The sequence below is a fragment of the Mycobacterium sp. SMC-14 genome (genome assembly GCF_046250075.1).
Lineage (GTDB): Bacteria > Actinomycetota > Actinomycetes > Mycobacteriales > Mycobacteriaceae > Mycobacterium.
In genome coordinates this window covers 698,171-713,067 of sequence record NZ_CP176429.1, presented here as the reverse complement: position 1 = coordinate 713,067, position 14,897 = coordinate 698,171, and the positions used below count along the sequence as shown (strand labels likewise).

10 protein-coding genes are annotated in these 14,897 nt (G+C 69.3%); 8 read left to right on the top strand and 2 right to left on the bottom strand.

Annotation, left to right across the window (positions count from 1 at the left end):
- Positions 1-11: 11 nt before the first annotated feature.
- Entirely contained in the window at positions 12-839 is an 828-nt protein-coding gene (locus ACKY0W_RS03370; RefSeq protein WP_409436396.1) for a cytochrome c biogenesis CcdA family protein, read from the bottom strand.
- Positions 840-1,325: a protein disulfide oxidoreductase gene (locus ACKY0W_RS03365; protein ID WP_409436395.1), complete on the bottom strand. Its 486-nt coding sequence runs from the start codon at positions 1,323-1,325 to the stop codon at positions 840-842. It abuts the gene before it with no gap.
- Positions 1,326-1,396: 71 nt separating this feature from the next.
- Here ACKY0W_RS03365 and recC point away from each other — a divergent pair, with 71 nt between their 5' ends.
- From recC to ACKY0W_RS03325, 8 genes are all read left to right on the top strand, one after another.
- On the top strand, positions 1,397-4,696 hold the full coding sequence (recC, locus tag ACKY0W_RS03360; RefSeq protein WP_409436394.1) for an exodeoxyribonuclease V subunit gamma: 3,300 nt from the start codon (positions 1,397-1,399) through the stop codon (positions 4,694-4,696).
- On the top strand, positions 4,696-7,980 hold the full coding sequence (recB, locus tag ACKY0W_RS03355) for an exodeoxyribonuclease V subunit beta (RefSeq protein WP_409436393.1): 3,285 nt from the start codon (positions 4,696-4,698) through the stop codon (positions 7,978-7,980). Before recC ends, recB begins: the two co-directional genes overlap by 1 nt.
- Positions 7,977-9,716 carry an exodeoxyribonuclease V subunit alpha gene (recD, locus tag ACKY0W_RS03350; RefSeq protein ID WP_409436392.1) on the top strand — a complete coding sequence of 580 codons (1,740 nt, stop codon included), beginning with the start codon at positions 7,977-7,979 and terminating at the stop codon, positions 9,714-9,716. The genes recB and recD overlap by 4 nt, the downstream gene beginning before the upstream one ends.
- Positions 9,717-9,766: 50 nt before the next feature.
- Positions 9,767-10,075: a hypothetical protein gene (locus tag ACKY0W_RS03345; protein ID WP_409436391.1), complete on the top strand. Its 309-nt coding sequence runs from the start codon at positions 9,767-9,769 to the stop codon at positions 10,073-10,075.
- Between the two features lie 112 nt (positions 10,076-10,187).
- Entirely contained in the window at positions 10,188-11,069 is an 882-nt protein-coding gene (locus ACKY0W_RS03340; RefSeq protein WP_409437632.1) for an NYN domain-containing protein, read from the top strand.
- 136 nt (positions 11,070-11,205) lie between these two features.
- Positions 11,206-12,384: a glycosyltransferase gene (locus ACKY0W_RS03335; protein WP_409436390.1), complete on the top strand. Its 1,179-nt coding sequence runs from the start codon at positions 11,206-11,208 to the stop codon at positions 12,382-12,384.
- Entirely contained in the window at positions 12,381-13,403 is a 1,023-nt protein-coding gene (locus ACKY0W_RS03330) for a glycosyltransferase (RefSeq protein WP_409436389.1), read from the top strand. The genes ACKY0W_RS03335 and ACKY0W_RS03330 overlap by 4 nt, the downstream gene beginning before the upstream one ends.
- On the top strand, positions 13,400-14,878 hold the full coding sequence (locus ACKY0W_RS03325) for a glycoside hydrolase family 130 protein (RefSeq protein WP_409436388.1): 1,479 nt from the start codon (positions 13,400-13,402) through the stop codon (positions 14,876-14,878). Before ACKY0W_RS03330 ends, ACKY0W_RS03325 begins: the two co-directional genes overlap by 4 nt.
- Positions 14,879-14,897: the final 19 nt, after the last annotated feature.

Below are 14,897 nucleotides of genomic sequence, written 5' to 3'. Positions count from 1 at the left end.
CGGGCGTGGTGTCAACGACCGGGACGTCGAGCACGCAGCGCCGCTCCCAGCAGGAAGATCGCCAACACCACCAACCATGGCCAGGCCCCGTGCTGGTGCACCCACCCGGCCAGCGTGCCCTGTAGCCGTCCGGCCGCGGCCAGCACCGGATCGCTCGCGCTGACGTCGCTCTCGAACAGGCGAACTTCGTGGTAGCCGTAGTAGCCGACGTAGAGTCCCACGGCCACCAGCAGCGCGCCGCTGATCCGGCTGGCGTAGCGGGTGATTCGGCGTATCCGATCGATCAGTGCGGAGCGGGCCAGCGCCACCGCGATCGCCAATACCCCGACCAGTAGTCCGAACCCCGCCGCATACGCCAGATAGGCCAGCACGGCGTCGTGGCCACCGCGCAGTGCCGCCCCGGTGACCGCCAGAAACGGACCGATCGTGCAGCCCAGCGAGGCGCAGGCGTAACCCACCCCGTAGCCGAGCATCGACCCGATTCGGGCGGTGGGCGCCCATCGCCCACCGAACGAGCCGACCGCCAGCCGGCGGCCCGCCAGCAGCCAACCACCCAGCACGACCAGCACGATGCCGATCACCACTGTGGCGTAGGGCAGGTAGCGCTCCACCCTGGTGGCCACCGTGACGGTGAGCAGCCCAAAGGCGCCGAACACCGCCAGAAAGCCCAGGGTCATCGCGGCGGTGGCCGCCAACGCCCGGCCCACCGCGCCCGACCCGCCGGCCCGCTCACCGCGCACCACCAACGCCAGGTAGGCGGGCAGCAGCGCGAACCCACACGGATTCAGGGCCGCCACCAGGCCGGCGGCGAAGGCCAGTCCCGGCAGGTTCTGGTTCACCTACGTCAGCGCCGCGACCCGGTCGGACAACTCCTGTTGTGACATCGCCGAAGTCGGGTTGTTCACGAATGTCGAGGTGCCATCGGAGCGCTCGAACACGTAGGCGGGCTGCCACGGCACCCCGAATCGCGCCCAGATCGAGCCGTCGGCGTCGTTGAGGTTGGTGAAGTTCAGGTGGTACTTGGCCGCAAAGTCCCGCATCGACGCCACATCGGAGCGCCCCGCCACGCCGATGAACCTCACCCGCGGGTTGGCGGCCGCGACCTGGCTCACCGACGGCGCCTCGGCGTTGCAGAACGGACAACTCGGCCTCCAGAACCACAGCACCGCGGGTTTGCCCTGCAGGCTGGCGCCATTGAACGGGGTCCCGTCAATAGTCGTGGTGGTGAACTGCAACCGATCATCTGCGGCCGTCGCAGCCGGTGGGCCGGCCAGCCCGACAAGCAGTGCGGCGACGGCGGCCAGTATCAGCGTGTAGATCCTCATGTAAGGCACCACGATCGCGACCGGCCGATGGTTCAGCCCACGCGTCGGGGCCGCGGTTTAGGGTGGCCGCGATGGGACTGCACCTGCACCGCGCCGAGCGCACCGACGTCCTCGCCGACGGCCTCGGTGCGCTGTTGGCGACGCCGCCGGCCGACCCGTTCGCCCAGGAGCTGGTGCTGGTGCCGGCGCGCGGGGTGGAGCGCTGGCTGTCCCAGCGCCTGTCGCACGTGCTGGGTGCCGGTTCCGGGGGCGACGGAGTGTGCGCGGGCGTGGATTTTCGCAGCCCGACCTCGTTGATCGCCGAGATCATCGGTGCCGGCGACGAGGACCCGTGGTCGCCTGACGCCATGACCTGGCCGCTGTTGACGGTGATCGATGCGAGCCTCGATGAGCCGTGGTGCGCAACGCTGGCAAGACATTTGGGTCACGCCGACCCCAGCCCGGAGGGTGAGCTGCGCCGCGGCCGACGCTATGCGGTGGCGCGCCGGCTGGCCGGATTGTTCGCCTCGTACGCCCGCCAGCGGCCGCAGCTGCTCGTCGACTGGAGCGCCGGCCAGGCCACCGACGGTGCCGGCGCCGCGTTACACGACGACTTGGGCTGGCAGCCGCCGCTGTGGCGGGCGCTGGTGGCTGCCATCGGTATCGATCCCCCGCACGTTCGGCACCGCGATACGGTCGCGCGCCTGCGCCAGGCGCCGATCGCGACGCTGCCGGCCCGGCTGTCGTTATTCGGGCACACCCGGTTGGCGTGCACCGACATCGAGTTGCTGGATGCTCTGGCCGCCCATCACGACCTGCACCTGTGGTTGCCGCACCCCTCCGACACGCTGTGGCGCTCACTCGACGACGTCCATGGCACCGTGCCGCGCACCGACGACGACACCCAGCACCGTGCACACCATCCGCTGCTGGAGACCCTGGGCCGCGATCTGCGTGAACTGCAACGCGGTCTACCGGCCGCGCCCGACAGCGATGAATACCTGCGTGCCGCAACCCGACCGGACACGCTCTTGGGTTGGCTGCAATCCGATCTGGGCGCCAACGCGCTGCGCCCCGAGGGCCGCAACCACACGGTATCCGACCACTCGGTGCAGGTGCACAGCTGCCACAGCCCGGCCCGCCAAGTCGACGTGCTGCGCGAAGTGCTGCTCGGGCTGCTGCACGACGACCCGACGCTGGAGCCCCGCGACATCGTGGTGATGTGCCCGGACATCGAGACCTACGCGCCGTTGATCGTCGCCGACTTCGGTCTGGGCGAGCTGGCCGGTGATACCCACCCGGCGCACCGGTTGCGGGTGCAACTCGCCGACCGGGCACTGACCCAGACCAATCCGCTGCTGGCGGTGGCCGCCGAACTGCTGGAGATCGCCGGCAGCCGCGCCACTGCCACCGCCGTACTCAATCTCGCCCACACCGACCCGGTGCGGGCGCGGTTCGGCTTCACCGACAACGATCTGGCCCAGATCACCACCTGGGTGCGTACCGCCAACATCCGCTGGGGTTTCGATCCGCACACCCGCGAGGCCTACGGGCTGTCCCACATCGTGCACAACACCTGGCGATTCGGGCTGGACCGCATCCTGACCGGGGTGGCGATGTCCGACGATTCGCAGGCCTGGCTCGATACCGCGCTGCCGCTCGACGACGTCGGCAGTAGTCAGGTGGAGCTGGCCGGGAAACTGGCCGAGTTCGTCGCACGGCTGCAGTCGGCGGTCGACAAGCTGGACGGCACTCGCCCGCTGGCGGAGTGGATCGCGGCGCTGCGCGACGGGGTCGCCGAACTGGCCGATGCCGGCACGGATGCCTGGCAGAGCGCGCATCTGCAGCGCGAGTTGGCGCAGGTACTCGAGGACGCCGCGGCCCGCAGCGATATCGCGCTGCGGCTGCCCGATGTGCGGGTGCTGATGGCCGGGCACCTGGCCGGGCGCCCGACCCGGGCCAACTTCCGCACCGGAACGCTGACGGTGTGCACCATGGTGCCGATGCGCTCGGTGCCACACCGGGTGGTGTGCCTGCTGGGCGTGGACGACGGGGTGTTCCCCCGGCTGGACCTGCCCGACGGTGACGATGCGCTGGCGCGGCGCCCGATGACCGGGGAACGTGACATCCGTTCCGAGGACCGGCAATTGCTGCTGGATGCGATCACCGCCGCCACCGACAAGCTGGTGATCACCTACACCGGCGCCGACGAACACAGCGGGCACGCACGCCCGCCCGCCGTCCCGCTGGCCGAGTTGATCGACGCCCTGGATCAGACCACGCCGCAGCCGGTGCGCGAGCACCTGGTTGTGCAGCATCCCCTGCAGCCCTTCGACGTCAAGAACGTCGAACCCGGACGGCTGATCCCCGACGTGCCCTTCACCTTCGACCCGACCGTGCCGCTGGCCGCCAGAACCGCCGCCGGAACCCGCCGAGACGCGCAGCAGTTCATCACCGACCCGCTGCCGCCCCCACCACCGGCAGACGTTGCGCTGACCGACCTGCTGAAGTTCTTCAAGGACCCGGTCAAGGGCTTTTTCAGCGCGCTGAACTACACCTTGCCGTGGGAGGTCGACGAGGTCGAGGACGGTATGCCCGTCGAGATCGACGCGCTCGGCGAATGGGCGGTCGGCAATCGCATGCTGCACGACATGCTGCTGGGCATCGACCCCGCCCAGGCCATCGCGGCCGAATGGCGGCGCGGCAGCCTGCCGCCCGGACAACTGGGCTGGCGCACCGCCAAACAGATCCGGGACCGGGTCGTCCAGTTAGCGGCCGCGGCGCGCGAGCATCGCCAGGGTGCTCCGGCCACCTACGACATCGATCTGGATCTCGGCGGTGGGCGCCGGCTGACCGGCACCGTCACCCCGGTGTTCGATGCGGCCACGGTGTCGGTCAACTACTCCAAGCTGCGCGATACCCACCTGTTGCAGGCCTGGATTCCGCTGGTGGCGCTGGCCGCCCAGCGTCCCGACGTCGAATGGAGCGCTCGCTGCATCGGCCGGGCCCGCGACGGCGAACGCGCCCTGCAGCGATTGTTCGGGCCGCCCCCCAATCCGATCGAGACGTTGCGGGAGCTGTTGTGGCTCTACGACATCGGGCGTTGCGAACCGCTGCCGCTGCCGATCAAGACGTCGTTCGCGTGGGCTGAGAAGCGTCACGCCGGCCGCGACCCGGTCTGGTATGCGAGCAGCAAATGGGCCACCCAGCGCTACCCCGGCGAGGACGCCGAACCCGCCAGCGTCCGAGTCTGGGGCCCACGCGCACCGTTCGACGTGCTGCAACGGCCGCCCCGTCCGGGCGAGGAGATCGACGGCGAGGACACCCGACTAGGCGCGCTGGCGGCCAGACTGTGGCTGCCGCTGCTGCGCGCGGAACGGCGGGCGCGCTGATGGAACGCTTCGATCTGCTGGGCCCGCTGCCGGCCCCGGGGACCACCACAGTGCTGGAGGCCAGCGCCGGCACCGGTAAGACGTTCACGCTGGCCGGTCTGGTGACCCGCTATCTGGCCGAGGGGCACGCCACGCTGGACGAGATGCTGCTGATCACCTTCAGCCGGGCGGCCACCCGGGAGCTGCGTGACCGGGTGCGCCGCCAACTGGTGGAGACGCTGGCCGCCCTCGACGGCACAGCCGCGCAGCAACCCAATGATCTCCTCGCGCATCTGTGCAGCGGCAGCGCAGACGAGCGGGAGCTGCGCCGCCGCCGGCTGCGTGATGCGTTGGCCGGATTCGACGCCGCGACCATCGCCACCACCCACCAGTTCTGTCATCTGGTGCTCAAATCGCTCGGCATCGCCGGTGACACCAGCGCCGGCGTCGAGTTGGTGGAAAGCCTCGACGATCTGGTGATCCGGGTCGTCGACGACCTGTACCTGGCGAATTTCGGGACTCAGCGCGACGAGGTGGCACTGAGTTACGCCGACGCACTGAAACTCGCGCGGGTGGTGGTCTCCGACCCGTATGCCCAACTGCGCCCGCAGGATCCCGAACCGGGCACGGTGGCCGAGGTGCGGCTGCGCTTCGTCGACGCGGTGTGCACGGAGTTGGAACTGCGCAAACGCCGGCTCGGGGTGCTCGGGTACGACGACCTGCTGCGCCGGCTGGCGGACGCGCTGGAACCCGAAGACTCGCCGGCCCGTGAACGAATGCGGCAGCGCTGGCCGATCGTGATGGTCGACGAGTTCCAGGACACCGACCCGATCCAGTGGCAGGTGATCGAACGCGGCTTCGTCGGACATTCGGCGGTGGTGCTGATCGGCGACCCCAAGCAGGCGATCTACGGGTTCCGCGGCGGCGACATCTACACCTACCTGCAGGCGGCGCGCACCGCTGGGCAGCAGCGCACCCTGGCGGTGAACTGGCGCAGCGACTCGGCGCTGGTCGGTGCGCTCCAGACGGTGATGGGCGGCGCGGCGCTGGGTGATCCGCAGATCGTGGTCCACAACGTCGAAGCCGCGGTCGGCGGTACCCGGCTGGCCGGTGCGCCCAGCACGGCGCCGTTCCGGCTGCGGGTGGTCGGCCGCGCGACCTTCGGCGTCGCCTCAGACCGTGTCGCCCCGATGCCCAAGCTGCGCCGCCATATCCCCGATGATCTGGCCGCCGACGTCGCCGCCCTGTGGGCCAGCGGCGCGACCTTCGACGGCCGGCCGATCAGCCCCGGCGACGTGGCGGTGATCGTCGAGAACAGCAGGGACGCGGCCGCCTGCCAAGAAGCCTTGTTGCGAGCCGGGATTCCCGCGGTGTTCACCGGTGACGCCGATGTGTTCTCCTCGGCCGCGGCCGCCGACTGGTTGTGTCTGCTGGAGGCGTTCGAAGCAACCCATCGCGGTGGGCTGGTGCGGGCCGCCGCGGCGACGGTGTTCTTCGGCCACACCGCCGCCGCGCTGGCCGACGGCGGTGACGCGTTGACCGACAAGGTGGCATCGACGTTGCGGGACTGGGCCGACGAGCTGCGGCTACACGGTCCGGCTGCGGTGTTCGAGGCGGCGCAGTTGGCCGGCCTGAAGCGCCGCCTGCTCGGCGAGTACGGCGGAGAACGCACCATGACCGATCTGGCACACGTAGCGCAGCTGCTGCATGAGGCCGCGCACCGCGACCGGCTGGGCCTGCCGGCGTTGCGGGACTGGTTGCGCCGCCAGTGCACGGAAGGAACCGGCGGCGGGCAGCACAATCGTCGACTGGACTCTGATGCCGCAGCCGTGCAGATCCTGACGGTGTGGGGAGCCAAGGGATTGCAGTTCCCGATCGTGTACCTGCCGTTCGCATTCAATCGGCACATGTTCGACGAGGCCATCCCGCTCTACCACGAAGCCGGCGTCCGCTGCCGGCACGTCGGCGGACCGGACAGCTCCGACCACACCGACGTGCAACGGCTGAGCCTGGCCGAGGCCGCCCGCAATGACATTCGGCTGGCCTATGTGGCGTTGACCCGCGCGCAGTCGCAGGTGGTGGCGTGGTGGGCGGCGTCCTACGACGAGCCCAACGGCGGACTGTCCCGGCTGCTGCGTGGCCGGCGCCGCGGCGAGGCGCCGGTGCCGGATCGCTGCGAGCCCAAACCATCCGATGACGAAGCCCTGGCCTGTTTTCGGGAGTGGGAGGCCGCCGGCGGTCTGGTCATCGAGGAGTCGGTGATCGCCCCGTTAGCCCCGGTCACGCCGGCGCAGCCTCCGGATGACTTGGAAGCGAGGCACTTCCACCGGCACATCGACACCGGATGGCGTCGCACCTCGTATTCGGGCCTGATCCGGCACGCTTCGGAAGACGGGGCGCTGGGGGTGCACAGCGAACCGGAGCTGACGGCCCGCGACGACGAGGCCGACGACGTCCCGGTGGCGGTGGCGCCGCCGCCGGTCGGGGCGGAGCTGGTCTCGCCGATGGCCGAGCTGCCCGCCGGAGCGGCATTCGGCTCGCTGGTGCACGCCGTACTGGAGACGGCCGATCCGTTCGCGGCCGACTTGGCAACCGAACTGGAAACCCACGTGCGTCAACACGCCGCCTGGTGGTCGGTGGAGGCCGACCCTGAAGTGCTGGCAGCTGCCCTGGTGCCCATGCACGACACCCCGCTGGGGCCGCTGGCCGATGGGCTGACACTGCGCGACATCGGCACCCGGGACCGGTTGCGGGAGCTGGATTTCGAGATTCCGCTGGCCGGCGGGGATGTTCGGGGCGCGGCGCCGGACGTGCGGCTGGCCGAGGTGGGATTGCTGTTGCACGAGCACCTGCGGCCCGACGACCCGTTCGCCCCCTATGCCGACCGGCTGGCCACCGAGGCACTGGGCGGCCAGCCGCTGCGCGGGTATCTGTCCGGGTCGATCGACGTGGTGCTGCGGGTGCCCGAGCAGCGCTTCCTGGTGGTCGACTACAAGACCAACCGGCTCGGCGACACCGCCGCCGACTACGGGTTCGATCGGCTCACCGCCGCGATGCTGCATTCGGATTACCCGCTGCAGGCGCTGCTGTATACCGCGGTGCTGCACCGGTTCCTGCGCTGGCGGCTGCCCGGCTACGACCCCGAGCAGCATCTGGGCGGGGTGCTGTATCTGTTCGTGCGCGGGATGTGCGGACCGGACACCCCGGTGCTCAACGGGCACCGTGCCGGGGTGTTCGACTGGCGGCCGCCGGCCGCACTGGTGGTGGCGCTGTCGGATCTGTTGCACGCCGGGCGGGTGGCATGAGCGAGCTGTTGGAGTGGCGAGTGGCCTCCCGAGCCACCGGGCTGTTGCGGGACTTCAATCAGGCCGGCGTACTGGATGCTGCCGATGTCCATGCTGCCCAACGCATCACGGCATTAGGCGGGGAGCCCGATGAGACGGTGGGCTTGGCGCTCGCGCTGACCGTGCGCGCGCTGCGGCATGGTTCGGTGTGTCTGGATCTGTCGTCGGTGGCGGCCGACACCGACGGCGACCAGGTGACCTGGCCGGAGCCGGGGGCGTGGTTGGCCGCGGTGCGTGCCAGTCAGCTGGTGCAGGCGCAGGTGCTGCGGCTCTATGACGACCGACTGCTCTACCTCGACCGGTATTGGCGCGAGGAGGAGCAGGTCTGCGCGGACCTGTTGGCGTTGTCGGCGCCCGGGACGGCACCAACTCAGTTGCCCGCCTTTGAGCGACTCTTTCCGCCCGGCGACTTCGATGAGCAACGGGCGGCCGCCGAAATCGCACTGTCGCAGCCGGTTACGGTGCTGACCGGGGGGCCGGGCACCGGCAAGACGACCACGGTGGCGCGGCTGTTGGCGCTGTTGGCCGAGCATGCCGAGCGGTCCGGGACGCCCGGGCTGCGGATCGCGCTGGCCGCCCCGACCGGCAAGGCCGCGGCCCGACTGACCGAGGCGGTCGGGGCGGAGGTGGCCGAGCTGGAGCCGGTGGATCGGGCGCGGCTGGCCGGACTGGGTGCGACCACGTTGCACACGCTGCTGGGTTCGCGCCCGGACAGCTCGGTGCGGTTCCGTCACGATCGGGCCAACCGGTTGCCGCACGATGTGATCGTCGTCGACGAGACATCGATGGTGTCGCTGACGCTGATGGCCCGGCTGCTGGAGGCGATGCGCCCGGATGCCCGGCTGATACTGGTGGGCGACGCCGATCAGCTGGCGTCGGTGGAAGCCGGTGCGGTGCTGGCCGATCTGGTGGACGGGCTGGCGGCCCGGCCGGACACCCGGGTGGCGACGCTGCGGACGTCGCACCGGTTCGGTGAGTCGATCGGCGCGCTGGCGGTGGCGATCCGCGACGGCGACGCCGACAAGGCAATCGCGCTGCTGGCCGCCGGGGGCGAACACGTGGAGTGGATCGACACCGACCACGCGGCGGACGTGGCCGAGCGGTTGGCGGCTCTGGTGGTCCCGCACGCGTTGGCGGTGCGCCAGGCCGCGCTGCTCGGTGATGCCACGGCGGCGTCGGCGACGCTGGACGAGCACCGGTTGCTGTGTGCGCACCGGGAGGGCCTGCACGGGGTGCGGCACTGGAACCAGCAGATCCGCCGCCTCGTGGCCGAGCAGACCGGTGACCCGATGTGGACCGAGTGGTATGCGGGCCGACCGTTGCTGGTGACCGCCAACGACTACGGGCTCGGGCTGCGCAACGGCGATACCGGGGCGGTGGTGGTCCGCAACGAGGGACTGCGCGCGGTGATCTCGACGGCGTCCGGGCCGCTGGAGTTCGCCACCAGCCGCCTCGCCGAGGTCGAGACCATGTATGCGATGACGATCCACAAGAGCCAGGGCAGCCAGGCCGGCGAGGTGACGGTGCTGATGCCGCCCGTCGAGTCGCGGCTGTTGACCCGGGAGTTGTTCTACACCGCAGTGACCCGGGCCAAGACGAAGGTGCGGGTGGTCGGGTCGGAGGCATCGGTGCGGGCTGCACTGGGCCGCCGGGTGGTGCGGGCCTCCGGGCTGGCGCTGCGGCTGCGGGAGGCGTGAGGTTCTTTTCGGACACCGAGGTGTCACACCCCCGGATTACCGTCGCGACCATGGGGAATCGCCAACAGTCGGCCAGCAACGGAACCGGCTTCGCCATCCTGTTGTTCATCGTGCTGCTGTGGTGGCTGCGCTGGCTCATTCTGGCCGGCGCCGTGATCACCGTGCTGGTGGTCGTCACACGCCGGGTGCTGCGCAGCTACACCGCGTACCGGGCCGCCGAATTGAGCCGGCTGGGCAGTATCCGCCGGCGCGCTGACGTTCAGAACGCCCAGGTGTTGCGCGGTGACCCGCACGGGTTCTTCGGGCAGTACCCGCTACCGGACCCGGAGCTGATTCCGCGGTGGTACCGGGCCAGTTAGGTGATCGCCGTCGGGCCGGTAGGGCGCGTCGCAGGGCGGAACCATGTGGACCATTGCCCGCATCCCCGCCAAGGCGTTAGGGATGGGGCCGGTGGTGCGCCACACTGGGACCATGACGGAATCCGGCGATACCCGGGTCGCGGTCTACCTCGACTTCGACAACATCGTGATCTCCCGCTACGACCAGGTCAACGGGCGCAGTTCGTTCCAAAAGGACAAGTCCAAGGGACTATCCAAGCAGCCGGAACGCCTCGCCCGAGCCACCGTCGATGTCGGGGCGATCATCGACTTCGCCTCGTCGTTCGGGACGCTGGTGCTCACCCGCGCGTACGCCGACTGGTCGGCGGAGGTCAACACCGGCTACCGCGCGCAGCTGGTGGGGCGAGCGGTCGATCTGGTGCAACTGTTCCCGGCGGCCGCGTACGGCAAGAACGGTGCCGACATTCGGTTGGCGGTCGACGCGGTCGAGGACATGTTCCGGCTGCCGGATCTGACCCATGTGGTGATCGTGGCCGGCGACTCCGACTACATTCCGCTGGCGCAGCGCTGTAAACGCTTGGGCCGCTACGTGGTCGGCATTGGCGTGGCCGGCTCGACCAGTCGCGCACTGGCCGCGGCCTGCGACGACTTCGTCAGCTACGACGCGCTGCCCGGCGTGCCGGTGTTCGAGCCCGCGCCGGTCACCGCCGACGCAGATGCCCAACCGAAGCGGCGCACCCGCCAAGCCAAAGAGGAGCCCGAGGAGCCGCCACAACCGGATCCGCAGGACACCGCCACCGGGCTGCTCATCCGCGCCCTGAAGATCGGCCTGGAAAAGGACGACGTCGAGTGGCTGCACAACTCGTCGGTCAAGGCGCAGATGAAGCGCATGGATCCGTCTTTCAGCGAGAAGGCCCTGGGTTATAAGTCATTCAGCGACTTCCTGCGGTCCTACTCAGACCTGGTGGAGCTCGACGAGAGTTCGACGACGCGACTGGTACGGCTGCGCGGCTAGGCCCGGCAAAACCGGGTGTACGCTCGAGAAGGTTGGGAGCCGAGCCAGTCCGGGATGAGTCAGCATTTCGCCGTTGATCTTGTAGAGCAATCGCTCGCACCGGGCACACCGGTGACGACAGTACGTCGGGATCACCATGAATGCTCTGTTCGTTTACCCGCCCCTTACCGCCCCTAAGGCGGAACAACGCTTTTCGAGCCCCCCGAGTTTCGGCATCCTCAGTACGTATCCACCGACACCGTGCGGGCTGGCGACATTCACCACGGCCCTGTCCGACGGACTGTCCGCCAAAGGCGCCGACGTCAGCGTGGTGCGCATCGCGGATGGGTCGCCCTCCGACAGTTCCCGAGTCGTCGGAGAGCTGGTCAACGGCTCAGCGAGATCGGTGGCGGCCAGCTCCGAATTGCTGAACCAGAGCGATGTCGCGGTGATCCAGCATGAGTACGGGATCTACGGCGGAGTCGACGGCGAAGAAGTGGTCGATCTGATCGGCAGGTTGCGCGTCCCATCAATCGTGGTCGCTCACACGATCCTCAAAAACCCTTCCCCACACCAGCGTTCGGTATTCGAAGCGATCGCGGCTAGGGCGGATCAGGTGGTCGTCATGTCGGAGGTCGCCAGTCAGCGCCTACGCCTCGACTTCAACATCGATCGCCGTAAAGTCACCACGATCCCGCATGGTGCGGCCGTGCCGGGGCATGTCGCACTGAAGCGATCAGGCCGACCCACCCTGTTGACCTGGGGGCTACTGGGTCCGGGCAAGGGCATCGAGCGGGTGATCGACGTGATGGGTTCCCTGCATGATCTCCCCGGCCGGCCGCGCTACCTGGTAGCCGGTCGGACGCACCCGAAGGTTCTGGCCGCCGATGGCGAGGCCTACCGTGACGCGCGCACCGCGCAGGCACGCAGCAGCGGTGTCGAAGACTCGGTGTCGTTCGACCCCGACTATCGCGGCGTTTCGTCACTGGTCGCGCTAGTCCAGTCCTCGGCGGCGGTCGTCCTGCCCTATGACTCCACCGATCAGGTCACGTCTGGCGTGCTGGTCGACGCGATCGCGTGCGGTCGGCCGGTGGTCGCCACCGCCTTCCCGCACGCCGTCGAGCTTCTCGGCACCGGGGCGGGCATCGTCGTCGGGCACGATGATCCCGACGCGCTGGCCGCGGCCCTGCGCCGGTTACTGACCGACCCGCGTGTGGCCGGCTCGATGGCCGCCGAGGCCCGCCGACTGGCCCCGACCATGGCCTGGACGAGTGTCGCCAGTGCCTATCTGAGCTTGGCGCGCCGCCATCTCGCGCAGCGGCCGGCATCGGTATGACCCCCACCACGCCCGCCCCGATCTTCGACCATCTGCTGCGCATGACGGATCATCGAGGCACCTTCGAGCACGCTTGTTTCGCCGAGCCGCGTCGCGAGCACGGCTACTGCGCCGACGACATGAGCCGCGTTCTCGTCGTCGCCACCCGCCAGCCCCACGCTGATGGGGACGTGCACCGCCTCGCCAGCGTTGCGGTGCGGTTTCTGAACGAGGCGCAAGCCCTCACCGGCGCGTGCCGCAATCGGATGGACAGCTCCGGCGGTTGGGCCGACGAGCCGACGCTGGAGGACTGCTGGGGCAGGTGCGTCTGGGGGCTCGGGACGGCCGCCGCACACAGCGAAGTGGGCTGGGTGCGCCAGTCGGCCATCGTGCAGTTCGAACGCGCCGCCCAGGGGCGGTCGATCTGGCCGCGCGCCATGGCCTTCGCGGCATTGGGGGCCGCGGAAATCCTGACCGTCAATCCCGACCATCGCGCGGCCCGCGAGCTCGTCACCGACTACGCCGCCACCGTCGCCGAACCGAACGGCAACCCCGCCTGGCCGTGGCCCGAAGACCGACTGACCTACGCGAACGCGGTCCTGGCCGAGGCGATGATCGCCGCCGGCGTTGCGCTCGACAAGCCGACACTGTGGGAGCGCGGTCTGGACCTGTTGGAGTGGCTGGTCGGATACGAAACGGCAGACGGGCACCTCTCCCCCACCCCGGCGGCGGGACGGGGCCCCACTGACCTTCGGCCCGGATTCGACCAGCAGCCTATCGAGGTGGCTACGCTCGCCGATGCGTGCGCACGCGCTGCCGGCGTCGACGCCAGGCAGATCTGGCCGGACGGGGTCCGAGCGGCCGCAGCGTGGTTCCAGGGCGCCAACGACGCGGGACAGCCAATGTGGGATCCCGAGACGGGCGGCGGATTCGATGGTCTGCACGCCGACGGTGTGAATCGCAATCAGGGCGCGGAGTCCACACTGGCTGTGCTGTCGACCTTGCAGCAGGCTCAGCACTTCTCGACTGTGCCGCAATGACTTCGGTACTTGACGGACTGGTTGTGCGCAGCCCCCAGCGGCTCGCGGCCGACCCATCTCGGGTCATCACCCGGCTCTTCGTACCCGGTCAAGAGGGTTTCGAGTACCAGGAGTCCCGCTCGGGCGCAGTGCTGGCGCGGATCCTGGCCTTGGACGAGGACGAGGTGCTGTCGTCGCTAGACGATGTCGTGTCACGCTTCGACGGGCGGCACCGCGATCTGGTCGGCACCTTCGGCCGGCACGCCCGGGAACTCGCCGACCGGCTGGACCCCGGCCGCGACCTCTCCGAAATACGGAGGCTGCTGCTGGGTGCGGCGTTCACCAACGAGTACGCCATTGAGGGTGCCGCGTTGTGCAATCCCAGCATGGTCGCCCACCCCGACCAGGCGGGAACGGCAGCGGGTGGCCTGCGATTCGTGATGAGCGTGCGGGGCATCGGGGAAGGACACCGTTCCTCGATCGGGTTTCGCACCGGCGTCATCGACGCGGCAGGATGCGCCACCATCGATGATCAGAGCCCCTTCGCCACCGCCGGGGCAGCCACACCGACCCCGCTGGACGCGGCTATCTTCCGCAGTGAGCTCGCCCGACTCGACGATGCGGGCGAAGCCAGTCGCTACGTACTCGATGCGCTCGGTGACCGATTCACCCGCGCGGAACTCGATCAGCGACTCGCCACGCTGGAGACCCGCCTGAGTACCCGTGGGCGTGCCGGAGAAACGATCTCCGTGATCCGCGCCATCGCAGAGCGAACCTACGCCGTTGATTTCGCTGACAGCATCCCGCTGTCCGAGCGGGTGCTGTGGCCGGCGATAGGGGTTGAGCAGGCCGGGATGGAGGATGCCCGTTTCGTCCGCTTCACCGACGATGACGGAACCGTCAGGTGGCTTGCCACCTACACGGCCTACAGCGGATCGCATATCAACCAACAGCTTTTGGAGACAACGGATTTTCGATCCTTTACCTCCGCACCGATTGTCGGACGCGCCGCGGCTAACAAGGGACTGGCGTTGTTTCCGCGCCGGATCCACGGTCGATTCGCGGCCCTGTCGAGGGCGGACCGCGAATCGAATGCGATCGCCTACTCCGATCACTTGTCGGTATGGCCCAGCGCAGTTCCCGTCCAGCGACCGGCCGAGGCGTGGGAGGCGTTGCAACTCGGGAACTGCGGTCCGCCCATCGAAACCGAGGCAGGGTGGCTGGTGCTCACCCATGGCGTGGGCCCGATGCGTACCTATCGCATCGGAGCGATTCTGCTCGATCTCGACGATCCGACCCGGATTGTCGGTCGACTACGCCAACCGCTCCTGAGCCCCACCAGCGACGAGCAGGACGGCTATGTGCCTAATGTGATCTACTCCTGCGGCGCTCTGGTACATGCCGACACCCTGGTACTGCCCTACGGTATCGGCGACTCCGCCATCGGCATCGCCACCGTGCCACTTCCCGAACTGCTTGCTGCCCTGTGTGATTGAGGAATCGCGGCGGCGGTTC

Excerpts from the sequence above, each read along its gene's own strand:
- recB (WP_409436393.1), top strand. The coding sequence starts at position 4,696 with ATGGAACGCTTCGATCTGCTGGGCCCGCTGCCGGCCCCGGGGACCACC.
- ACKY0W_RS03340 (WP_409437632.1), top strand. The coding sequence starts at position 10,188 with ATGACGGAATCCGGCGATACCCGGGTCGCGGTCTACCTCGACTTCGAC.
- ACKY0W_RS03335 (WP_409436390.1), top strand. The coding sequence starts at position 11,206 with ATGAATGCTCTGTTCGTTTACCCGCCCCTTACCGCCCCTAAGGCGGAA.
- ACKY0W_RS03330 (WP_409436389.1), top strand. The coding sequence starts at position 12,381 with ATGACCCCCACCACGCCCGCCCCGATCTTCGACCATCTGCTGCGCATG.
- ACKY0W_RS03365 (WP_409436395.1), bottom strand. The coding sequence starts at position 1,325 with ATGAGGATCTACACGCTGATACTGGCCGCCGTCGCCGCACTGCTTGTC.
- ACKY0W_RS03345 (WP_409436391.1), top strand. The coding sequence starts at position 9,767 with ATGGGGAATCGCCAACAGTCGGCCAGCAACGGAACCGGCTTCGCCATC.
- recC (WP_409436394.1), top strand. The coding sequence starts at position 1,397 with ATGGGACTGCACCTGCACCGCGCCGAGCGCACCGACGTCCTCGCCGAC.
- recD (WP_409436392.1), top strand. The coding sequence starts at position 7,977 with ATGAGCGAGCTGTTGGAGTGGCGAGTGGCCTCCCGAGCCACCGGGCTG.
- ACKY0W_RS03325 (WP_409436388.1), top strand. The coding sequence starts at position 13,400 with ATGACTTCGGTACTTGACGGACTGGTTGTGCGCAGCCCCCAGCGGCTC.